This is a genomic window from Aquimarina agarilytica ZC1 (genome assembly GCF_000255455.1).
GTDB lineage: Bacteria > Bacteroidota > Bacteroidia > Flavobacteriales > Flavobacteriaceae > Aquimarina > Aquimarina agarilytica.
The window spans coordinates 1-24,509 of sequence record NZ_JH621253.1; the positions used below are offsets into that span (position 1 = coordinate 1).

At 33.4% G+C, this 24,509-nt stretch carries 17 protein-coding genes; 7 read left to right on the top strand and 10 right to left on the bottom strand.

The window, feature by feature from the left end; all coding sequences use genetic code 11:
- The 3 genes from KQA_RS0205935 to KQA_RS0205945 form a co-directional block, all read left to right on the top strand.
- The coding region (locus KQA_RS0205935) for a T9SS type B sorting domain-containing protein (protein WP_010179071.1) at positions 1-4,232 on the top strand (4,232 nt) is incomplete at its 5' end.
- A 57-nt stretch (positions 4,233-4,289) separates the two neighbouring features.
- A complete protein-coding gene (locus KQA_RS0205940; protein WP_029209478.1) occupies positions 4,290-5,243 on the top strand; it encodes a PorP/SprF family type IX secretion system membrane protein in 954 nt (317 codons plus the stop codon).
- A 13-nt stretch (positions 5,244-5,256) separates the two neighbouring features.
- Entirely contained in the window at positions 5,257-7,239 is a 1,983-nt protein-coding gene (locus tag KQA_RS0205945) for an OmpA family protein (RefSeq protein ID WP_010179076.1), read from the top strand.
- A gap of 281 nt (positions 7,240-7,520) precedes the next feature.
- Here the strand turns inward: KQA_RS0205945 and KQA_RS0205950 are convergent, their stop codons facing one another.
- The 7 genes from KQA_RS0205950 to KQA_RS0205980 form a co-directional block, all read right to left on the bottom strand.
- Positions 7,521-9,005, bottom strand: a complete 1,485-nt coding sequence (locus KQA_RS0205950) for a cryptochrome/deoxyribodipyrimidine photo-lyase family protein (protein ID WP_010179078.1) — start codon at positions 9,003-9,005, stop codon at positions 7,521-7,523.
- Positions 8,995-10,527 carry a cryptochrome/photolyase family protein gene (locus KQA_RS0205955; RefSeq protein WP_010179080.1) on the bottom strand — a complete coding sequence of 511 codons (1,533 nt, stop codon included), beginning with the start codon at positions 10,525-10,527 and terminating at the stop codon, positions 8,995-8,997. Before KQA_RS0205955 ends, KQA_RS0205950 begins: the two co-directional genes overlap by 11 nt.
- Positions 10,528-10,531: 4 nt before the next feature.
- Positions 10,532-11,830, bottom strand: a complete 1,299-nt coding sequence (locus KQA_RS0205960; RefSeq protein ID WP_010179082.1) for a DASH family cryptochrome — start codon at positions 11,828-11,830, stop codon at positions 10,532-10,534.
- Between the two features lie 5 nt (positions 11,831-11,835).
- The gene (locus KQA_RS19855; RefSeq protein ID WP_010179084.1) at positions 11,836-11,964 is read right to left on the bottom strand and encodes a DUF2256 domain-containing protein; all 129 of its coding nucleotides are present in this window, start codon (positions 11,962-11,964) and stop codon (positions 11,836-11,838) included.
- Positions 11,961-12,599, bottom strand: coding sequence for a flavin reductase family protein (locus tag KQA_RS0205970; protein WP_010179086.1), 639 nt, complete (start codon positions 12,597-12,599; stop codon positions 11,961-11,963). The genes KQA_RS19855 and KQA_RS0205970 overlap by 4 nt, the downstream gene beginning before the upstream one ends.
- Before the next feature lie 94 nt (positions 12,600-12,693).
- A complete protein-coding gene (locus tag KQA_RS0205975) occupies positions 12,694-12,978 on the bottom strand; it encodes a TIGR03643 family protein (protein WP_010179088.1) in 285 nt (94 codons plus the stop codon).
- Between the two features lie 188 nt (positions 12,979-13,166).
- Entirely contained in the window at positions 13,167-13,754 is a 588-nt protein-coding gene (locus KQA_RS0205980) for an acyl carrier protein phosphodiesterase (RefSeq protein WP_010179090.1), read from the bottom strand.
- 197 nt (positions 13,755-13,951) lie between these two features.
- Between KQA_RS0205980 and glmM the strand changes: the two genes are divergently transcribed.
- Entirely contained in the window at positions 13,952-15,340 is a 1,389-nt protein-coding gene (glmM, locus tag KQA_RS0205985) for a phosphoglucosamine mutase (protein ID WP_010179092.1), read from the top strand.
- A gap of 79 nt (positions 15,341-15,419) precedes the next feature.
- Here the strand turns inward: glmM and panB are convergent, their stop codons facing one another.
- From panB to KQA_RS0206000, 3 genes are all read right to left on the bottom strand, one after another.
- Complete coding sequence (gene panB / locus KQA_RS0205990) at positions 15,420-16,238, bottom strand: 3-methyl-2-oxobutanoate hydroxymethyltransferase (protein WP_010179094.1); 819 nt, start codon at positions 16,236-16,238, stop codon at positions 15,420-15,422.
- Between the two features lie 204 nt (positions 16,239-16,442).
- Positions 16,443-17,120, bottom strand: coding sequence for a tRNA (guanosine(37)-N1)-methyltransferase TrmD (trmD, locus tag KQA_RS0205995; protein WP_010179097.1), 678 nt, complete (start codon positions 17,118-17,120; stop codon positions 16,443-16,445).
- Between the two features lie 73 nt (positions 17,121-17,193).
- Complete coding sequence (locus KQA_RS0206000; protein WP_010179099.1) at positions 17,194-17,781, bottom strand: hypothetical protein; 588 nt, start codon at positions 17,779-17,781, stop codon at positions 17,194-17,196.
- A gap of 242 nt (positions 17,782-18,023) precedes the next feature.
- Here KQA_RS0206000 and KQA_RS0206005 point away from each other — a divergent pair, with 242 nt between their 5' ends.
- From KQA_RS0206005 to KQA_RS0206015, 3 genes are all read left to right on the top strand, one after another.
- A complete protein-coding gene (locus tag KQA_RS0206005; RefSeq protein WP_010179101.1) occupies positions 18,024-19,079 on the top strand; it encodes a Ca2+-dependent phosphoinositide-specific phospholipase C in 1,056 nt (351 codons plus the stop codon).
- Between the two features lie 433 nt (positions 19,080-19,512).
- Complete coding sequence (locus KQA_RS0206010) at positions 19,513-23,034, top strand: nitrate reductase (protein ID WP_010179103.1); 3,522 nt, start codon at positions 19,513-19,515, stop codon at positions 23,032-23,034.
- 2 nt (positions 23,035-23,036) lie between these two features.
- Positions 23,037-24,488, top strand: coding sequence for a rubredoxin (locus KQA_RS0206015; RefSeq protein ID WP_010179105.1), 1,452 nt, complete (start codon positions 23,037-23,039; stop codon positions 24,486-24,488).
- Positions 24,489-24,509: the final 21 nt, after the last annotated feature.

Below are 24,509 nucleotides of genomic sequence, written 5' to 3' on the forward strand. Positions count from 1 at the left end.
CAGGTCAACCAGACTTCTTGGATATCGATAGTGATGATGATGGAATTCCAGACAATGTAGAAGCGCAACCAACAGTAGGATATGTTGAACCTACAAATAATGACGATGATGGAGATGGTATTGACAATGCATACGATCCTGATTTTGCAGGTAGTACACCATTAAATAATCCTGAGGATACAAATACGGATGGTGTTCCAGATTTCCAAGAGGAGGATAGTGATGGCGATGGAGTTCCTGATACCATAGAAGCATTTGATATGAATAAAGATGGTCAACCAGATATTGTATTATCAGGAAATGATCAAGATGGAGATGGATTAGATGATGCTTTTGAGGATGGTACTCCAAATGATGGTTTTGATGTTAATGATGGATTAAATGATGGAAGTGAAGAAACAGAAAATACGGATGGTACTGATGAAGTAGATTATAGAGATACTGATGATGATAATGACGGAGTGGACACCATAGCAGAAATGACCGATGTTGATGGTGACCCTAATACAATTGATCCTTCAGATCAAGATGGAAATGGTATTCCTGATTACTTAGATATGAATGATAATGATGGGGACGGTATTCAAGATAATGTAGATATAGATGATGATAATGATGGTATTTTAGATCAAAATGAAGTACCAGTAGGGACAACATTAAGTCCTGTGGCTGATGATGATAATGACACGATTCTAAATTATCAAGATACAGATCTAGGACCAGATGCGAATGCAGATGGAATAGTAGATATATTTGACGCAGATGGAGATGGTATTCCAGATTTCCAAGATTTGGATTCGGATAATGATGGTATTCCAGATAATGTAGAAGCTCAGCCAACAATAGGTTATATAGCACCTCTTGCAGGAAATGTGGATGCAGATATGGATGGATTAAATGATGCTTATGATATGGATACAACTTCAACTGATCCAACTTCATCAGCAGGATTAACTCCAGTGGATAGTGAAGTTGATCAAGCGGGTACTAGTATTCCAGACGGTATTCCAGATTATTTAGATACGGATTCGGATAATGATAATGTGAACGATACCGATGATGCTGGTTTGACTACAGCAAATGATGCTGGTGATCAGGATATGGATGGTATATTAGATGATTATGAAAATGGAACAATTAATGACGGGTATACAGATGTTAATGAAGGTTTAGATACAGGAGCAATAGGAACAGATGATACAGATGGGACTGAAGATGTAAACTTCCGTGATGTAGACGATGATGGTGATGGATTATTGACAAGTACAGAAGCTTACGGACCAAATGGACCAGTAAACCCTGGTGATCCTAGTAATCCTCAAGCAGAAGACACTGATATGGATGGTATTCCTGATTATCGAGATGATGATGATGATAACGATGGTCTTCCAACAGCAACTGAACAGCCAGATAACAATGGTGACGGTACCCCAGATGACGCTGTTGATACTGATGGAGATGGTACACCAGATTATAGAGATGTAGATGATAATGACGGTGATGGGATTCCTGATAGTGCAGATTTAGATGATGATAATGATGGTATTTTAGATGTAAATGAAACTCCAGGTTTGGATGAGTTTGCAGATGTAGACGGAGATGGTATACCAGCTTATCTAGACGACGACGACAATGATCCTGTAATAGGCAATGATGATGGAGAGGTTGAGGATGCATTTGATGTGGATAATGATGGTATTCCTAATTTCCAAGATATTGACAGTGATAATGATGGTATTCCAGATAATGTAGAAGTGCAACCAACAGTTGGCTATGTGGCACCAAGTGGACTTGATGTAGATATGAATGGTGTTGATGATGTATATGATGCCACTCCTTTAGGAACTCCAGTAGATAGTGGAGATACTACCGATGGTATTCCAGATTACTTAAATACAGATGCGGATGGTGACGGAGTATTGGATGTAGTTGAATCAGGAAATGTGCCGACAACATCAATGACAGATACTGATGGCGATGGGTTGTTAGATGTATATGAAGGTGATGATCCTAATGATGGTTTTGATGTTAACGATGAGTTAGATAATGGATCGGTTGATACACCAAATTCAGATACTACCGACGAGGTTGATTATCGAGATACAGATGATGATAATGATGGAGTAGCTACAGTTCTTGAAAACTACGATCCAACAAATACGGACCCTACAGATCAAGATACTGATGCAGATGGTATTCCAGATTATTTAGATGTGGATGATGATAATGATGGTGTGTTAACTGAAAATGAGAATCCTGATCCTAATAATGACGGAGATATTAGTGACGCTCAAAATACAGATGGCACAACACCAACTAATAACCCAGATTATCCAACGGATACCATTCCAGATTATTTAGATGTGGATGATGATAATGATGGGGTAGATACAGAGTTTGAAAATCCAGATCCAGCAGGTAATGTACCAGCATCTCAAGATACAGATATGGATGGTATACCAGATTACTTAGACAACGATGATGATGATGATGGATTGTTTACTGTATTTGAAGAATCAAATCCAGATAATGATAGTAATCCAAATACAGGAACTCCACCAAGAGACACTGATGGTGATGGTACACCAGATTATTTAGAAGCTGATGATGATAATGACGGTATACCTACTGTAGATGAAAATCCAGATCCAGATGGAAATGGTGATCCAAATACGGGAATACCTCCAGTAGATGGTGATAATGACATGGTTCCTGATTATCTTGATATTGATGACAGAGATAACGATGGTATTCCAGATAGTGCAGATATTGATGATGATAATGATGGTATTATAGATGAAGTAGAATTAGGGTTCTCTCCAGAAAGAGATACTGATGGTGATGGTATCCCAGATTTTATTGATACTGATTTTGGTTCTGATGCGAATGGAGATGGAGTTGTAGATCAATTTGATACCGATAGTGATGGAATTCCTGATTTCCAAGATATGGATGCAGATAATGATGGATTACCAGATAACATAGAAGCACAAACTACTGCAGATTACATTTTACCAGGAGCAAATGATGTAGATATGGACGGATTAAATGATGCTTATGATGCTGATATTACATCAACTGATCCAAGTGCGTCAGCAGGCTTAACACCTGTTGATACAAGTGATGCGGATAATACAGGTCAACCAGATTACTTAGACACGGATTCAGATGATGATGGAGTAGTTGATACTATTGATGCAGGGTTAATGTTAGCGGATATGAACGGTGGTGATGATGATATGGATGGATTACTAGATGATTATGAAGGAGCAGTATTGGATGATGGTTATTCAGATGTAAATGAATCATTTAATTTAGGAGCAAGAAGTACTCTAGATACAGATGGTACCGAAGATGTTAACTTCCGTGATGTAGATGATGATGGTGATGGAGTGTTGACTTCTAGTGAGAATTATAATGGAGGAGATCCTTCGGATGATGATACAGATGGAGATGGTATTCCAGATTTCTTAGATACGGATGATGATGGAGACGGGGTATTAACAACAGACGAAAACCCTGATCCAGCCGGTAACGTACCTGCATCACAAAATACTGATGGTGATGGCTTGCCAGATTATTTAGATGTGGATGATGATGGTGATGGTGTTGAGACTTTATTAGAATTACCTGAAGGTGATACAGATGATGATACCATTCCTAATTATCTTGATGTAGATGATGACAATGATGGAATATTGACTGAATTTGAAGATGTAGATGATGACGGAGATTCTTTGGGCGATGATACAGATGGCGATGGTATTCCAAACTTTTTAGATGACGATGATGATGGCGACGAGATACTTACTATTGATGAAAATCCTGATCCAAATGGAGATGGTAATCCTAATGATGCTTCAGATGCAGATGCAAATGGTATCCCAGATTACTTAGAACCTAATGGAGTTAGTAATGATAATGCTGATGGTATTGGAGTATTCAACGCGGTTTCACCTAATGGTGATGGTGAAAATGATACGTTAATAATCACCGGTTTAGATAAAGCATCATCTAATGATATTACCATTTATAATAGATGGGGTGTTAAAGTTTTTGAAACCCAAGATTATAATACTAAAGGAAATGTATTTAGAGGCTTCTCTAACGGTAGAACTACCATAAGTGAAGAAGATAGATTACCAACAGGTACTTACTATTATATATTAAATTATACTCTAGAAAGTACAGGAAAATCAGTAAGTAGAGCAGGTTACTTATATATCAATTAAAAGTGAGTTTAAAGTCAGGGCTCTGTCATGAGCCCTGAAAAACTAAATATTTTAGATATGAAAAAATATTATTTAAAAGCAGTGATCCTAATTTTGTTGATATGCACGGGTACTAGCCTGTTCGCTCAGCAAGATGCACAATACACTCAGTATATGTATAATACGATTTCAATTAATCCAGCTTATGCAGGTTCAAGAGGTGTGCTTAGTGTGGTTGGGCTACACAGAAGTCAATGGGTGGGATTACCTGGTGCTCCAAGGACACAAACATTAGCATTACATTCACCAATTGGATTAGGACGTGTTGGTTTAGGTGGATCGGTAATTCAAGATGAATTAGGTCCAGCGGAAGAAACTTATATGAATATTGATTTTTCATATACCATACCCACTTCTCAGGATGGAAAGTTAAGTTTTGGTTTAAAAGCAGGGGCACACTTATTAAATGTAGATTTTAATAAATTAAATAAATTTACTGAAAATGATACTCGATTTGAAACCAACATTGATAATAAGTTTAGTCCAAATGTTGGTATAGGATTATATTACCATACTCCAAAATATTACTTAGGTCTAAGTGTTCCTAATCTTTTAGAAACAAATCATTTTGATGAAACTAACGTTAATGTGTCAAATAATGCTAGTTTTTTAGCAGAGGAACGTATCAACTATTACTTGATGACGGGATATACTTTTACGATTTCTGAGAATGTTTTATTTAAACCCGCTTTATTAACAAAATTAGTATTTGGAACACCCTTGCAAGTAGATATTTCAGCAAATTTCTTATTATACGAAAAGCTTACTTTAGGAGCTGCTTATCGTTGGAGTGCAGCCTTTAGTGGTTTGGTAGGCTTTCAGTTATCCGATAGTTTAATGGTCGGTTTTGCATATGATAGAGAAACCACAGAACTAGGAAATACAAAGTTTAATGACGGAAGTTATGAGCTTTTACTAAGGTTTGAATTATTTAAAAAGTATTCTCGTATAATTACCCCAAGATTCTTTTAAAATTAACTGTCTTATGAAAAAAATATACATATATAAAGGTATTCTTATTCTAAGTTTATTGTTTAGTGCAAGCTTAGTTGGTCAAGAAAAACAACTGTTAAAGGCAGATAAAGAGTATGATCAATTATCTTATATTGATGCAAGAAAAATATATATTGATGTGGTAAATAATGGGTATAAGTCTCAAGATATTTATCAAAAAATAGGAGATTCTTATTATTTTAATGCTCAATTGGCAGATGCATCTGTTTGGTATGAAAAATTATATAATGAGTACAAAGAATCCTTAGATCCAGAGTATTTATTCCGTTATAGTCAAACTTTAAAAAATTTAAGAAACTATGATAGGGCCGACAAAATAATGGTAGATTTTGATCAAGCTACTGGTAGGTCTGAAAGTAGAGTGAAACTTTTTAAAAAAGAGCGTAATTATTTAGATTTGATTGAATTACAATCTGGAAAGTTTGATATCGTAAACTTACCAATAAATTCAGCTGGATCGGATTTTGGACCAAGTTTTTATCAGGATGATCAGATTATTTTTGCTTCTTCCAGAGCTTCGGGAGGTTCACGAATAGTACATGAATGGAATGAAGCTCCTTTCTTAGATTTATTTAGAACTTTTAGAGAAGGTAAAGAATCCATAGCGGTAGAAGGTTTAGAAGAGCTTAAAGGGGGAATAAATACAAAATTACACGAATCATCAACAGTAGTTACCAAAGATGGAAGTACAATGTATTTCACTCGTAATAATTACACTAATAAACAACGTAAAGCGGATGCTAGTGGTACAACAAAGTTAAAATTGTATAAGGCTTCATTTAAAAAAAATAAGTGGACAGATATAAAAGAACTTCCTTTTAATAGTGATGAATATTCAGTAGCACATCCAGCCTTATCGGTAGATGAGAAAAAACTATATTTTGCTAGTGATATGCCTGGAACCAAAGGAATGTCGGATCTTTTTGTAGTAGATATAACAGGTAAGGATACTTATAGCGAGCCAAAGAATTTAGGAGATAAAATAAATACCGAAGGGAGAGAGACTTTTCCTTTTATATCTAAAAGTGGGAAATTATTTTTTGCCAGTGATGGTCATGTTGGTTTAGGAGGTTTAGATGTATTTGTATCTGAACCAAATGAAGTTAGACGCAAATTTTTAGATCCATTTAATGTTGGGAAACCTATAAATAGTTCTGATGATGATTTTACATTTATTATTGATGAAGAAACTAAAATAGGTTTTTTTACCAGTAATCGTTATGGAGGAATGGGGGACGATGATATATATAGTTTTGTACAAACTGGAGAGTTAATTACAAGTTGTAATCAGTATTTGAGCGGAATTGTTACAGATGCAGAAACTAGAGCGTTACTGCCAAATGCAAAAGTGACATTGTTTAATGCTAACATGGAAAAAATTACAAGTACAACAGCAGATTCTGATGCTAAATATACATTGCCAATTGAATGTGATAGAAAATATGTGATAAGAGCAGTAAGTGATGACTACGAATTTACAGAAGTTGATTTTGCCTCTACAACTGCATTTGAATTTAAACATAATCAACCAATTCAGTTACGTAAAGGTGAGCCAGAGTTAGGAATAATCAAAGCTAAAGTAGGAGATGATTTAGCGAAACTGTTACAATTGAACCCCATATACTTTGATTTTGATAAATCATTCATAAGAGCCGATGCTGAAATTGAATTGCAAAAGGTATTATCTGTAATGAAAGAATATCCAAATATGTATATTGATGTAAGAAGTCACACAGATAGTCGAGCACCTTTTGATTATAATATGCGTTTAAGTACAAGGCGTAATAAAAGTACAATTAAGTATTTAGTAGATAAAGGTATTAATTCTAAGCGATTAACTGGTAGAGGTTATGGTGAAGCCGTGTTAACCAATGCTTGTGCAGATGGAGTAGAGTGTACCGAAGAACAACACCAATTAAATAGACGTAGCGAGTTTATTATTCTAAAACAATAAGTAGAGAGTGTATTTAAATTAATTGTATAGTAGTAAGTAGAGTTTTTTTTAAGCCTTATCAATTTTAGAATTGATAGGGCTTTTTTACGGGTAGTACTACATAATACGATTTGTTGATAATAATTTCGTATAAATATGCTGAATTATTTTTTGTTAGTCTAAGGCAAAAAAATCAAGCATAGCCTTAGTTACGATTGCTTTTTTTAACGCCAGAATAGTGAAAAAGAAACAGCATATATACGAAATTTTTGTTAGTATATCGTATAATACACAGGTTAAAATCAGTCAAAGTTATTGCGATCTGATAACGTGTGCTTGTTCAAAATCCGAAAACTTTCTGATTTTACAGTGGGGTCATCCTTTAATTCCCATAAAGTATCGCTAGCTTTTTGTCTTGTTTTATGTAATTCTATTATTGGAAGTGGATAATCGGTACCTATTTCAAAATTTAAAAATTGCTGCTCCAATGGAGGTATTAAATAAGGTTCATGTATATATTGGACAGGGATATCTTTTAACTCTGGAACCCATTTTTTTATAAAAACACCATCAGGATCATGTGCTTTACTATTTTTAATAGGATTATAAATCCGAAGCATATTAATCCCAGTTTCACCAGCTTGCATTTGAAGTTGAGGGAAATGAATACCAGGCTCAAAATCTAAAAATTGTTGTGATAAATGTGTGGTAGCTCCTTGCCAAGGTTGCCATAAATTATGTGTATAAAAAGAAACAACAAGCGCACGCATTCTAAAATTTAAATATCCTGTGGTATTTAAACAACGTATACAAGCATCTACAATGGGATAACCAGTGGTTCCAGAAACCCAAGCTTGATGGTAAAGTTCAGAAATGTTTTTTTTAAGTTTATGATAACCTCTATTAATACTTTCAAACTCCATCCGATCTTCCATTTCAAATTTTTGAATAAAATGTGCTTGCCAGCGTAAACGTGACGTAAAACCATCAATGCAACGTTTGTTGCTAGCTTCAATTCTAAAAACTTTAGCATGCTGCCAAACTTGGCGTATGGATAAGTTTCCCCATGCTAAATAAGGAGACAAACGGCTACAACTTTTTCTAGCCAATGTAGGTTTCGAAATATGAGAATTGTAATTTTTGTATCGACCATCATTAAAAAATGAATGTAGGTATTTTATACCCATGTTAGTGCCACCTTTTTGAAAAAGGCTTTTTTCGGGTGTTTTTAAACAAGGGATTTTAAAGTAAGTTGAAATAGTTGTAAGTGTTTTTTTCGAAATAAAGTTTGAAGGACTTGGGTCAAAATCATATTTGGGCTGCAGCATGTATGCAGTCCATTTATCACTCCAGTTGTTTCTATTTTGCAAACCTCTTTCAACACCGTTTGTAATACTTTCTTCCCAACGTATTAGGTTGTTTTTGCAAAAACGTTTTACAGACTTATCCCTTTCATAGGTTACTCTTAGTCCGGTTTCTTGATGAGAGTATAGGTGTTTAATAGTCCAAAATTGTTGTAGTTTACTCAAGGTAGGAATGAACTCATTGGTTATAGCCAATAGTTGTGTGTTAAATTCATTCAATTCACTATTCATATCACTAATGGATTCTTTAATAAAATTCCAATGGCGTTCACTATAATGCGGGTCATTTAATAAAGAAGGTTCAAAAGTATATAACAATAAGGTGGGTAAACCATTGGTGATAGCTTTATGTAAAGGTTCATGATCTAGTAAGCGTAAATCGCGTTTAAACCATACGATATTTATAGTTGGTTTAGTAGTCATTTGGATTGGCTATTATATGTTGAGCTCTTTTTTTATGTGCAACTAAGGTCTCACTATCCATTTTATCAAGTAAGCGATACATCATACTCATTCGCTGGTTTTTATTTAAAAATAAGCGTTTTTCATCTAAAAAATTCCAGTATAAAGAATTAAAAGGACAGGCATTTTCAGTTGTTTTTTGAGATACTTTATAATGACAACCTTTGCAATAGTTGCTCATTTTATTAATGTAGCTTCCGCTAGAAATGTAAGGCTTGGTGGCAACAACACCACCATCGGCAAATTGACTCATACCTCTGGTATTAGTAATTTCGACCCATTCAATAGCATCATTATAAATACCCAAATACCATTGATCAACTTGATCAGGATGAGTTTGAGTCAGTAATGCATAATTACCAGTAATCATTAAACGTTGAATGTGATGAGCGTAACCTGTTTTTAAACTTTGGGTAATACAATGTTTTAAACAATTCATTTTAGTAGTACCGGTCCAATAAAAATCGGGTAATGGATTATGGTTTGCTAATTCATTAAGTTGAGCATAATTGGGCATTTTAAGCCAATAAATCCCACGCATGTATTCGCGCCATCCAATAATTTGACGTACAAAACCTTCAATTTGACTTATTGTTATGATGTCTTTATTTTTTCTCCAGTAATGGATCGCTTTATCGACCACTTCTTTTGGATGCAATTGCTTTGTATTTAGAGCAAATGAAAGATTACTATGAAACAGATAGTACTCATTGGTATGCATGGCATCTTGATAATCACCAAAATGAATTAATAAATTTTTACAAAAATAGTCCAAGGTTTCAAGACACTCTTTTCTGTTGGTTGGCCATGTGAAATTTTTGGAATCAACGCTTCCAATAGTTTTTATATTGTTTTCTTTTACTAGGTTTTCAATAGGAGTAACATTAGTAAAAAAGTCTTTTTTGATAGGAATTAAATGTGCTCCTTTCCATTTGTTACGATTGTTATGATCAAAATTCCATTTACCACCTTCGGGATCTTTGTCGTTAACCATCATTATATGAAATCGTTTCCGCATGTAGCGGTAAAAAAACTCCATAGTGTATTGTTTTTTACCTTCAAAAAAGTGAGCAAGATCAGTGCGATTCGTTAAAAAATGTTCCGTATCACAAACACTACTGGATATTTTTATGCTATTACAAAATTTTTGTAATTGTTGGTCTAATCGATATTCATCGGGGAGTTGATATTCAAAGTGTTTGACTTGATTTTCTTTAATAAGTTGTGCTAAATTATCGGTGAGTGATTGCTTATTTTTGGGATGGTCAAGAGAATAATAAATTACATGATGGCCTTGTTTTTGTAGGTGCTCACTAAAATTACGCATGCTTTTAAAAAAAGCCACTATTTTTTGAATGTGATGAGTCACATAATCAGTTTCCTGACGCATTTCTGCCATAAAATAAATAACATTAGCATCAACAGTTGTAAACCATGAATGATTATAGTTAAGTTGATCACCAAGTAAAAGTCGTAATTTCATATTTTTAAAATAATGTTGGTTGTAGCCATAAGCGTTGGAATTTATAATTGGGATCGTAGCGTTTTGCTTGTAAATCCACATTAAATTTGCGATCTCTTGGATCATTACCTACGCCTGCTACATACATCCAATTGCCATAATTGCTGTGTACATCGTAGTCAATAAGTTGCGCTTCAAAATAAGCAGCACCAATTCGCCAATCCAATAGTAAATCCTTTGCAAAATAGGAGGCTACATTTTGTCTACCGCGGTTACTCATCCATCCTGTGTGCTGTAATTCAAGCATATTAGCATCAACAAATGTTTTACCTGTAGTTCCGTTAATCCATTCATTTACTGGTTTTAAATCGGTAGACCAAGCATATTCTTTATTTAAAATTCCCCCTATTTTAAAAATAGCATTTTGATGTTTAAGTGATATATATTTAAAGTAATCACGCCAAATAAGTTCAAAAATTAACCAATAGGTAGAGTCATTTTTTTGGACTTCTTTCTCGTATTTTTTTATTTCAAAATAAATGGTTTTGGCAGAAATACTACCGTTAGCTAACCATGCCGAAAATTTTGAACTGTAATCACTGCCGAGTAAACCATTTCGTGTTTTTTTGTAATATGATATTTTTTTGGAGACCCAAATATAGTTGTGTAATCGATCAAGGGCAGCGTTTTCGCCACCTTTAAAAGGAAAGGCAGAATGACTAGGGGTTTCAAAGTTATCAAAACCTAAATCAGTTAATTTAGGAATAGTTGAGTTGTTCTCAATCGGTTGTTGTTTAAAGCTCGAACTAATTTTAGCAATAGGTAAAACAAGAGTTTGTTTTTCAATACTTTTCCTAAAATGAGTAAAAATTTGAGGTGTTTTTTCAACACTAAAAGGGATACTATCGGGATGAAACAAAAATTGATCGTAGCTTTCCACCCAAGCAATTAGCTTGGGAATTAAGGCTTTTTTTACGGCAGTAGTTACCTGTAATTCTTCGGCTGTCCACTCTTTTTGGCAATAAATATGGGTACAGTTATGTGTAGTAACAATTTCTGGAAGCATCGTTTCGGGAGTGGCGCTGTAAACAAATAAAGGGATATTGTATTTGGCTAAATTCAATTTTAGTTGAGTTACAGTTTCAATTAAAAATTGAGTTCTAAACTTTTCTGTTTTTTTAAACCCAAAAACCGAAGTTGAAAATTGCCTAGGATCAAAACAGTACACACCAATTACTTTATGGTGTTTTTGTGTTGATAAGGCTAATGATTGTTGGTCATTAATTCTCAAATCATTCCTAAACCAAATTAAACCTGTACTCATTGCTGCTATTTATTTCTTCTACATTTTTCACTACAATATTTTACATTTTCCCATTCCTTTGCCCATTTTTTTCTCCATGTAAATGCTTTGTTACAAACGACACATACTTTTGTGGGCAAATGTTGTTTTTTCATAGTGATTTAATTTTACTAAAATCGGGGATATCCTTAGTTCTCACATATGGGAATTCTGCAATTTTATGCAGCTTGTAATAATTATTAAGTCCCGATATACCAATGGAATCCATAGCATCTAAATTTACGGATGGATCCATGTCATCAGGTACTATCAAATGTTCTACTTCACCAATTACTAATTTGGTTCCGTTTAAAGGAATTTCAATAGTTTCTTTATGCTTCATTCCTAGTTTAAAATTACTTTCGGCTACAAAAGGGGCGGGATAATCAGTAACATAAGCTTCGGTTAATCCGCAATTGTTAAATTCAGAATCTGTTTTATCTAACTTGGCCGAGGTGTAATGTGCGTTTTTAACAAACGAAGAATGAATATGATTTATAGTATAATAACCTGTTTCCAGAATATTTTCATAAGTATGACGGGGTACTTCTCCAGTAGGGCGTAAAATAAAACCAAACAAAGCCGGATCACTGCCTAAATGTACCACCGAGCTAAAAATAGCTAAGTTGGTTATTCCACTTTTTGAAATACTACCAATTAAATTGCCCGGTTTAATACCCGAGGCACTATTCATGGTAATTATTTTAGTGGTTTTATCCATTTGATCAATATCTTGTTTGGTATAATGCATATATCAGATTATTTGTAATATTCACTTTTGTGAGAAGTTTAAATGCACACTATAAAAATAGCTGCGTTATATGATATGGGTAATAAAAAAACGCTTAACGTTTACTTATACGATTACCAGAAATGGCACGTTGTCTAGAGCATTTGAAACGTTTTATATCTGGATTTCTTTTTTTAGCATGCTTTTGGCTCACACCGCTATTTACTCTTTTTCGCCAGCGTTTAAAGCTACTTTCCTTTAAGTTTGAACGCATCAATTTGATCACTTCCTTTTCAGGAATACCAAATTGAAATTCAATGGCTTCAAAAGGAGTTCTGTCTTCCCAAGCCATTTCTATAATTCGATCTAGTTGACGTTCATTAAATTGGGGAATTGTCATATACATTTTTTTGTAAATATACATTTGTTTAATGTTTTATGTAAAATACTAAACAAAAAATAATGTTAAATCATTTTATAATTAATGGAAGAGGTGTATTTCGGAATTTTTAAGAGTCTCTAAAAGCAGGCTTGGAATATTAAACCCGAATTGTATATTTAACCTTCGTTATGAGTATTGAAAGCACACTACAACGAAGAAACTTGAGTTTCCGAAACAACGTAAGCTTCTAATTCCTTGAAAAATTGTGTAAATTGATTTTCCAGATAGTTATAATTCTCATTAAGTTCAATAACCGCATAGTTCATTTTCGAAATATTTTTGGTACGTCTATTCATTTGATAAAGAATATCACTAATTCCCCCTACCGTGCGATAGTTGTATATCCAGTTTTCTGCAATCATTACAGGTAAAAAAAACTGAACACGTTTAGGTAAGGTATCGTAATTTTTTTGAAGTAATCTGTAAAAATCAAGGGTATATTTTTCGAGTGGGCTTGAGTGATAATTAGCCCAATTTTTAGCTAAAAAATGGTCAAAAATAATATCAGTAATCACTCCAGCATAATGACCATAACTAGAAAATACTTTTTTGCATTGCTTGGTTATCAAATGTTGGTCAGTGAATGTATCAATGGAACGGTGAATGATAATTCCTTTTTTTATTTCATCGGAGTAGTTCAGATACTTGTTTCCTTTAACGGAATCCGCTATAAAATTTCCAATTTGTACTTGGGGGTTATTATATGAAAGATAAATGTGAGCTAAATAATTCATTGAGATGAAAGATAAACCTAAAAAATAAGATACGCTAATGATGGATAAATAGGAGTCTTATTTTTTATGTAATCTACTGAAATTTAATTAGGTGTTTTTTGTGTGTTTTTTCTTTCGATTTTTTTATGTAATGACTTTCCTACTTAGTGTTAAGAACTATTATATTTGTTCAAAACCTAATTTAAATATAATTACAAATGACATTAATAAAATCAATTTCTGGAATACGTGGAACTATAGGGGGGGCAGTAAATGATAATTTAACGCCTGTTGATGCCGTAAAATTTGCATCTGCTTATGGGACATGGATTAAAACAGCTTCTGGAAAAACAGCTCCTAAAGTAGTGGTAGGTCGTGATGCTCGTTTATCTGGAAACATGATTCAGCAATTAGTAATGAATAGTTTGGTCGGTTTAGGAATTGAAGTTGTTGACTTAGGCTTATCCACAACACCCACTGTTGAAATAGCAGTGCCTTTGGAAAAAGCAGATGGAGGAATTATCCTTACAGCAAGTCATAATCCTAAGCAATGGAATGCTTTAAAATTATTAAATAATAAAGGAGAATTTTTAAATGCTGCTAATGGAGCAGAAATTTTAAAAATTGCAGCTTCGGATAGTTATATTTTTAGTGAGGTAGATGATTTAGGTGCTATTTCAATTAACGATAGTTATATAGAAAAGCATATTGACTCGGTTTTAAAACTTTCATTAGTTGATATTGAAAAGGTAAAACAAGCAAAATTTAAAGTAGTTGTGGATGCAGTGAATTCTACTGGAGGAATTTCTATTCCACCATTATTAAAAAGAATGGGAGTAGAAGTAGTCGAGCTTTATTGTGACCCAACAGGTCATTTTCCTCATAATCCAGAACCTTTAAAAGAACATTTAGGAGATTTAGCGGCAAAAGTAGTAAGCGAAAAAGCAGATTTAGGAATAACTGTGGATCCCGATGTAGATCGCTTAGCCTTTATGAGCGAAGATGGAGAAATGTTTGGTGAAGAATATACTTTGGTAGCTTGTGCCGATTTTGTTTTAGGTAAAACACCAGGGAATACCGTATCAAACTTATCATCGAGTAGGGCTTTACGTGATGTAACAGAAAAGCACGGAGGGAAATATACTGCAGCTAATGTAGGTGAGGTAAATGTGGTGACTACCATGAAAGCAGAAAACGCAATTATAGGCGGTGAAGGTAATGGTGGAATTATCTATCCAGAATCTCATTACGGACGAGATTCACTGGTAGGAGTAGCCTTATTTTTGACTCATTTAGCGGAAAAGAAAATGAAAGTAAGCGAGCTTAGGGCTTCGTATCCAGCATATTTTATGAGTAAAAATAAAATTACCTTAACACCAAGTTTAGATGTTGATGGAATTTTAGCCGCTATGGCTAAAAAATATGAGAACGAAGACGTGACTACAACGGATGGTGTTAAAGTAGACTTTGCCGAAAATTGGTTCCACCTAAGAAAAAGTAATACAGAACCTATTATTAGAATTTATACAGAAGCAAAATCACAACAAGCGGCTGATGAATTAGCAGAAAAAACAATTAGTGAAATCAAAGTAATTGCAGGACTATAATTTGAAATAATAGTTTCAGAAAAAAATGAGCCCCTTGTATTTTTACAAGGGGCTCATTTTTATAATGTGTTTAAAATTATTAATATTGTTCGGATTCGTTAGGGAAATCAACAGCCTTTACATCTTTTACGTAATTGCCAACAGCTTCTGTCATTAAACCATGTAAATCTAAGTAACGGCGCAAAAAACGAGGGTTAAATTCGTGAGTCATACCTAATAGATCGTGAAGGACTAATACTTGACCATCAACTCCATTTCCTGCACCAATTCCAATCACAGGAATAGTTAATTTTTCGGCAACTTTTTTGGCTAGTTTAGCAGGTACTTTTTCTAATACAATAGCAAAACAACCTGACTTTTGTAAAAATAAAGCATCTTCAATTAATTTTTCAGCTTCTTCTTCTTCTTTAGCTCTTACGGTGTAGGTTCCAAATTTATAAATAGATTGAGGGGTTAAGCCTAAATGCCCCATAACAGGTATTCCGGCATTTAGAATCTTTTTTATAGAATCTTTAATTTCTTTACCACCTTCTAATTTTACGGCGTGTCCTCCGGATTCTTTCATTATACGTATCGAAGATCGTAGGGCTTCTTTTGCATCACTTTGGTAACTTCCAAAAGGTAAATCAACTACAATTAAAGCGCGTCTAGCTGCTCGCACTACACCACTAGCATGATATATCATTTGATCTAGTGTAATAGGGAGTGTAGTTTCGTGACCTGCCATTACATTTGAAGCAGAATCACCAACTAAAATTACATCAATACCAGCACTATCAACAATTTTAGCCATAGTATAATCGTAAGCTGTTAACATTGAAATCTTTTCATTGTTGGATTTCATTTCAACCAGACTTTTAACGGTTACTCTTTTGTATTCTTTACTTGCTGCGGACATAAAATTATTTTAAAAGTAAAATTAAGGAAAAACAGGTGTTATTTTTTTGTAATTATTGAACAAATTAAGAAAAATAATACCAGTTCAGATATAAAAATTAAAGTAATACTATTTGTTCTAGTAATTATCAAATGGATAAAGACTAAGATTGTATTTAAGTTAACCTATAGCAATATCTTGTTTTAGAAAAAAGTATAATATAGATTATTCCTCTAATAAATCGGGACGACGTTCTTTGGTTCTTTGGTAAGCTTGTTCTTCTCGCCAAGCTTCAATTTTTGGAAAATTACCCGAGGTAAGTATTTCTGGAACTTTCCAACCTTTATAATCTGCAGGTCTAGTATATATGGGTGGAGCAAGTAAATTATCTTGAAAGGAATCAGTTAATGCACTAGTTTCATTACCTAAAACTCCTGGAATTAATCGGATAACTGCATCACATAAAATAACAGCTCCCAATTCGCCACCAGAGAGGACGTAATCCCCAATTGAGATTTCTTTAGTAACAAATTGATCCCTTACACGTTGATCTACCCCTTTGTAGTGCCCGCAAAGAATAATAATATTTTCTTGTAATGAAATAGTGTTGGCCATACCCTGATGTAGTGTTTCACCATCAGGAGTCATATAAATGACATCATCATAATCTCTTTCCGACTTTAATTGACTAATGCATTTATCAATAGGTTCAATCATCATAACCATTCCCGCACCACCACCAAATTGATAATCATCAATTTGTTTGTAATTATCGGTTACATAATCTCGTAAATTATGAAAATGTACTTCAACTAATCCTTTTTCAATAGAACGCTTCATAATTGAAGCTTCAAAAGGACTTCTCATAATTTCTGGAACTACGGTAATAATGTCTATTCGCATTCGGATAATATTATTTTATGCAAATATGAAAAGAAATACGCAGTAAGCCTAACAAACACTAGGCTATAAAGATTTATTTGTGCTTGTTAATCTCGTCTTGTAATTTACGCATAACTACTTGTTCTCTTTCCAAAGCACGTCTTCTGTGTTCTTCAAATTCTTTTTCCACATCATCTAAGGATGCCAAAGCATTTGTAGTAACTGCATTACTCTTTTTAAATTTATAAATAAAAAAGGCAAGTAAAGCTAATAAGCCAAGGAAAATACCACCTGTAATAGATTTAAATGATTGTTTGGTAATTTGTTGTCCTAAAAAAGAAATAGAATCAATTTCATTAGTGGCAGCAACTAATTTTTCATTTGTAGAGTTTAATGATGTATTAGTGTTGGCAACTTGCTCTTTTAATTTTAAAATTGATGATTGCGCTTCGTTTAGCTTTTGCTCAACTATTTTTAAACTATCTAGAGTGTTCTTCTTTAAATTTAAAAAACGTGACCGCTTAATTACTTTAAATTCTTTGTAGTTGTTAGAGGAAGTTAATAATTCTTCGAATTGTCCTTTTATGGTGTTATCCTTTTTTTGAGGAACTTCGGTGTTCGTTTGAGCTACAGCAGATAGTATATAGGATACTACTAATAGTATAGTAAATTGAATTCTCATTAGATAGGCTTGAGTAATTTGTGTTTCTTTCTGCAACGAAATTAAAAAAAAGATATCGTTTTTTTACATAATTGAGAGTGTTTTCTTAACAAAGTATAAATGATTACAAAAACAAAGATATATACAGTTAATATAAATTTAAAGTTAGGGTTTATTTAATGAGCTAAGCTTTATTTTAATTTAATCATTATGGGAAAAGCTAGTGGTAATTTGTAGGTATTATTAACTAACATTTTAACATAATGAAACATCTAAAAACAGTAGCTTTAATTGCTATTTCATTTCTTTTTTTTCAATGTGAAAAAGAAACAAATCAAGAGCTTAATGAAGTTCCAGTTGTAGTAAACGAAACAGAATCAGAAACTTTTAACGAAGCGTTTGTAATTCCCGAACCTTCGATTGAGGAGGAAGGGGGTAATTTAGGAGCAAAATCGGGTCCTGCAAATAGGAATGTTCCTTATAATAAAATAACGTTTAAAGGTTCTCATAATTCCTATGAACGCAGAGAGTCAATTGCACGTCAACTAACCCATTATAAAAAAAATGGAAAAACCAGTTATAATGGTAATTGTATGGGATTGGAATTTGATATTTGGAGACATACAAAACCAATAAGGAATGGAAGAGTTGATTCTGGGTTATGGACCGTAAATCATTTTGTAAATACAGGACCAAAACTATCCGTTTATTTAAAGCAATTGCTTGAATGGCATGACAAAACACCTAATCATCACCCTATAATGGTAAAATTAGATGTGAAAAGTAAAAATGGTGGCTATCAAAATTTTCATGATCAAATTGATGTTTATCTTAAAAATTATTTTAGAGAAAGTTTGATTTATAAGCCAAGAGCGATGTTTAAAAATAACAGAATATCATTGGTTGAAAATATTACTGCATATGGTTGGCCTACGGTAAATGCTTTAAAAGGTAAATTTATTTTTGTTTTAACTGGAAATTTTAGTTGGGGAGATCAATATTCTCGCACAAATTTAAGAACTCAGCGATTAGCTTTTAGTATGAAAGAAATGCCAGCCGATAGAACAAATGTTTATCCTCCAACAACAGGAAATATAGCCTTTTTTAATTTTCATATTTATGCTAGAAATACAGATAAGTGGGAAAAGGTAATCCCTAGATTTGCAAATAAAAAGTTGATTACTCGTGTTTATATAGCAAATTCGGATAAGAATTTTAACAATAGTATTGACGCTAAAGTAAATTGTATTTCAACAGACAAAATAAATAATCATAAATGGGCTGTAGTAAATACAAATGGTAAATTTTTAAGTAGGTAACTATAAGCTATTTTATCTTAACATAAAAGCATCCTTTTACAGTGTTTTTTACTGTTAAAAGGATGCTTTTATTACTTGGTACAGACAATAAATTAAAGGGATAAAATAGGTTTAGTGGGTTTAAAATTTTATTTAGGTATGAAGTAATTTTGTTCAAATTATTTGAAAAGTCTTTGCTATTTAGTGGATGGGACTTGAATATTTATTCCTAGAGAATGGATTTTGATTACTAATTTTTATAAATAAAGGTGTTTTTTTTTAACTATTTATTAGATAGTAATACGTAGTTTGATGAATTGATAAAAACACTGTAAATTTTTGTTAAAATGTCAATGTTCTCAATATTTGTAAGTTATTTTTATCAAAAAAGAAATTCAAAAAGTAAGTTTGTTTAAGTATTAATACGTAGTTTTGGGGAAATTAAATATTCCCTATGTCGTTAATAACTTCTCATAAAACAACTTGCTCATACTGTGGTGTTGGTTGCGGTATTGTTGCCAGCAAAGATGCTAATGGTGCGATAACCGTTGAAGGAGATAAAGATCATCCAGTAAATAAAGGAAAGCTTTGTTCAAAAGGGATGAATTTACATCATGTAGTTCAAGATAAATCAGATCGATTAGTTGAACCGCAAATGCGTTGGAGTCGTAATCACGATTTACAAGATGTTAGCTGGGATACAGCTTTGGATAGAGCAGCTGCTGTTTTTGGATCAATTATAAAAAAATATGGACCTAATAGTGTTGGTTTTTATGTTTCGGGCCAATGTTTAACCGAAGAGTATTATTTGTTTAATAAGCTTACTAAAGGTTTTATTGGTACAAATAATATAGATACCAATTCTCGTTTATGTATGAGTTCTGCTGTGGTAGGGTACAAACAAGCTCTAGGAGAGGATAGTGTACCTATTGCTTATGCAGATATTGAAGAGGCAGACCTATTTATGGTAGCTGGAGCAAATCCAGCTTGGTGTCATCCCATATTGTGGCGTAGAGTAGAAGCACACAAAGAAGCTAATCCAAATGTTAAATTAATAGTAGTTGATCCTCGTAAAACTCAAACTTGTGATTTAGCGGATTTACATTTGCAACTTTTGCCTGGTACAGATGTTGTTTTGTATAATGCGATAGCTAATCGCTTAATTGATCGAAAAAAAATTGATAAATCATTTATAGAGAATCATACAGATAATTTTGAGGCGGTTAAAGAACAGGTAAAACAAAAAAGTCTTAAAGAAGCTTCAAAAATATGTGGCGTATCCGTTGATGATATAAAGAAAGCAGCTGATATGATTTCAGATGCGAAAGGTTTTATGACACTTTGGGCTATGGGGTTAAACCAGAGTTCAATTGGGGTGAATAAAAATAATGCACTTTTAAACTTGTCGTTAATGACAGGTCATATAGGGAAACCAGGTTCTGGTCCTTTCTCATTAACAGGGCAGCCTAATGCAATGGGAGGTCGTGAAGTAGGTGGAATGGCTAATTTATTAGCAGTTCATAAGGATTTAGGTAATGAGCAGCATCGTAATGAAGTTGCTAATTTTTGGGGTGGTAAACAAATTTCTGGGAAGCCGGGATATACTGCTACCCAAATGTTTGATGCTTTGGAAAGTGGGGAATTAAAAGCAATTTGGATTGCTTGTACGAATCCATTAGTAAGTCTTCCTAATTCAAATAAAATAGAGAGAGCTTTAAAAAAGGCAAAGTTTGTTGTTGTTCAAGAAATTTCGAGCAATGCAGAAACTTTAGAATATGCCGATTTGATTTTACCAGCAGCAGCTTGGGCAGAAAAAGAAGGGACAATGACTAATAGTGAGCGAAGAATTTCTCACTTAAGTAAAGTTGTTGATGCACCAGGAAATGCATTGCCAGATGTTGAAATTATTTGGCGATTTGCTCAAAAAATGGGGTACGAAAGTTTTAATTATTCGAGTGCCTCAGAAGTGTATGCGGAGTATGTTCGAATGACAGAAGGAACTTCCATAGATATTTCGGGTTTAAGTTACGAACGTTTACAAGAAGAAGGTACGTTTCAGTGGCCAGTTCCCGTAGCTGGTCATCCAGGAACCCCTCGTTTATTTACAGATAAAAAATTTTATACAGATAATGGTAGGGCTAAATTCATATTACCAGAATTTATTATGCCAACTTCTGAGCAAACAACCGAAGATTTTCCATTAGTATTAACCTCTGGTCGAATTAGAGATCAGTGGCATACACGAACCAAAACAGGTAAAGTAAATAGACTGCTTACTCATATTCAGGACCCTTATGTGGAAATGAATCAGGTAGATACATTTATTAGAGGACTTAAAGAAGGGGATATTGTAAATGTAACTAGTAAGCGCGGGACCACTCAAGTTAAAGTTCAAATTTCAGAAAATATTGGAAAAGGAGTGGTGTTTATGCCTATCCATTGGGGAAAAGTATTTGGTAATGATTATGCACGTGTAAATAATTTAACAACAAGTATTGTTGACCCAATTTCCAAAGAACCAGATTTTAAATTTTCAGCCGTACAAGTCGCTAAGTTTGAAAAGAAAAAACAAAAAATATGTATCATAGGAGCTGGAACTGCAGCATTCCGATTTATACAAACTTACAGAGAGCATAATCAAGAAGATGAAATTGTGGTTTTCTGTAAAGAACCTTACCCATTTTATAATAGAGTATTGTTGCCAGAATACGTTTCGGAAGAATTAACATGGGAACAATTACAAAAACTTCGTGAAGGAGAATTAGAGCGTTTTAACATTCAGTTGGAAATGAGTAATCCTGCCGAAGAAATAAATAGAGAAGAACAATACATATTAGATAGTAAAGGTGTAAAGCATACTTATGATATTGTGTTAATGGCAACTGGTAGTCGTGCTTTTGTACCCAAAGAAGTGCCTATCCATTTACCAGGTCGTTTTACAATGCGTGATCGAGGAGATGCCGATAAACTGAAGGATTATTTGGATGATTCTGGATTACCAGTGGAAAACCAACACGTAGTTATTGTTGGAGGTGGGTTATTAGGTTTAGAATTAGCTGCGGCATTGCGTAAAAAGAATGTAGCAATAACAATTATTCAACGTGGTAACCGATTAATGGAGCGTCAGTTAGACGTTGTAGCAAGTAGGTTACTGGCAGAAGATGTTAAGGATAAAGGAATTCAAATTTATTTTGATAATGAAGTAGATACCGTGTTTAATGAATCTGACTACCAATTAAGTGTTGTTTTAAAAACAGGGAAAGAGTTAAATTGTAATGCAGTAGTATATTCAATAGGAACAATCCCAAATATAGAACTGGCGCGTAATGTTGGTTTAACTTGTAAGCGTGGAATTGTAGTAAATCATTATTTACAAACTTCTGATCCATCAATATTTGCCGTAGGTGAAATTGCTGATTTTAATGGCAGTTTATATGGAATTACTGCTGCGGCTGAACAACAAGCAGATATTGTAGCTAAGTTTTTATTAGGAGATTATTCAGCTATATATAAAGGCTCTGTCTTTATGAATATTCTAAAGTTCGAAGATTTAGATTTATGTAGTATAGGAACCTTAGATTTCCCTCAAAATGATCCTGCTTATCAAGAAATTATTCTAATGGATGTTTCTAAACGCTTTTATAAAAAATGTATCGTTTACAATGATTGGTTGATTGGTGCGATTTTAATGGGTGATAAAAGTGAATTTGCAGAATTTAAGCGCTTAATAGAGGAAAAAATTGAACTTTCTGAAAAACGAGAAGAATTATTACGTTCAAGTAAGGTTGATGAGCCTATCATAGGGAAATTAGTATGCTCATGTAGTCAAGTAGGAGAGGGGAACTTAGAAGCTGCTATAAAAAATGGATGCACAGATTTTGCAAAATTATGTGAGCAAACAGGAGCTGGTTTAGGCTGCGGTAGCTGTAAAAGTGAAGTAAAACAAATAATGGAAAATACATTACAACCTGCATAATTATGGATAAGTACTTACAAAGAATACAGGTTAAGGGAGGAATTATATCACCGGGTGAATTACAAAAAGTAATTTCAATGGCGGAGTCAATAGGTTTAGATGCATTGCATTTTGGATCACGACAAGATATTTTATTTCCCGATACAAATGATCAGAAAGAGCTAACTGCAGATCATGAAAATTTTGACATATCATTATTTTCAAAACCAGAGGAGCAAAATATAATGAGTTCTTATGTGTGTATTGATATATTTCCATCTACAGTTTGGCTAAGAGGAACTACTTATTTATATATTTTAGAAGAGTTTAGGCATGCGCCTAATTTGAAAATTAATATTGTTGATCCTAAGCAACAAATGGTGCCTTTGTTTTCGGGAGAGTTAAATTTTATAGCCTCGGAGTACGAAGATTATTGGTTTTTATATACTAAATTACCCGGATTAGATCAAGAATATTACCCAGTATTAGTATACACTTGGGATATAGCCCATATTACGGAATTAATTGAGGATACTTACAAGACCGTAAATTCTGTTCAAGAGTTGTTTGAAGCATTAAACAAAACGACTTCGCTCAATAGTAAAACGATTAAGAAACGACTAAAGGTTGATTTTTTTCCTTTCCCTTATTACGAAGGAATGAATAAAATGAATACCAATCAATATTGGTTAGGTTTGTATTGGAGAGATAACCGTTACACGATGTCATTTTTAAAGGCTTTATGTGCTTTTTGTGTAGAGTATCGTATCGGTAAAATATGTTTAACTCCATGGAAATCTTTTATAGTAAAAGGGATTCAGGCCGATTATAAGCTTCCGTTAGAAAAATTATTAGGTCAATATGGAATTAATGTTAGACATTCGGCTTTGGAACTTAATTGGCATTTACCAGTTGATGATCAATCAGCGCTTGATTTGAAAAAGAATCTAGTTCTTAATTTTGATCAAAACGATATCAGTACCTATGGACTAACGTTTGCAATAACTTCAAATCAGGATAGAAATAAGTATTTTACATCGATAGTTATTGAAACAAATCCATTACCAGATATTAATAATTCCGAATTTGTAGTGCGACCAACATTTAATGTGGTTTATGCTAAAAATTTCAATCCCAATACGCGTAGCTACGTAGTATATGCGCAAGATATTGACAAAATGGATTTGCCTAATTTGTTAATGGAATTGACTAAAATTTATTTTCAAAATTTAGATAGCGTAAAGCAAGAGGTTGTAAAACCGGGCTCATTAAATTTAGAAGAAGAAAAAATTGTTTTGGAAGTATACCAATGTAGTAGTTGTTTTACTATTTATGATCCTTCAGTAGGTGATGAAGAAGCAGGTATAGCATCGGGAACATTTTTTGAAGATCTACCAAGTACTTATTCTTGTTCGGTTTGTGATGCACCAATTAGTGAGTTTGAACCTACCGAAATGGAATTTATAGAAAAGTAGTTAAAACTAATTTAATTATAA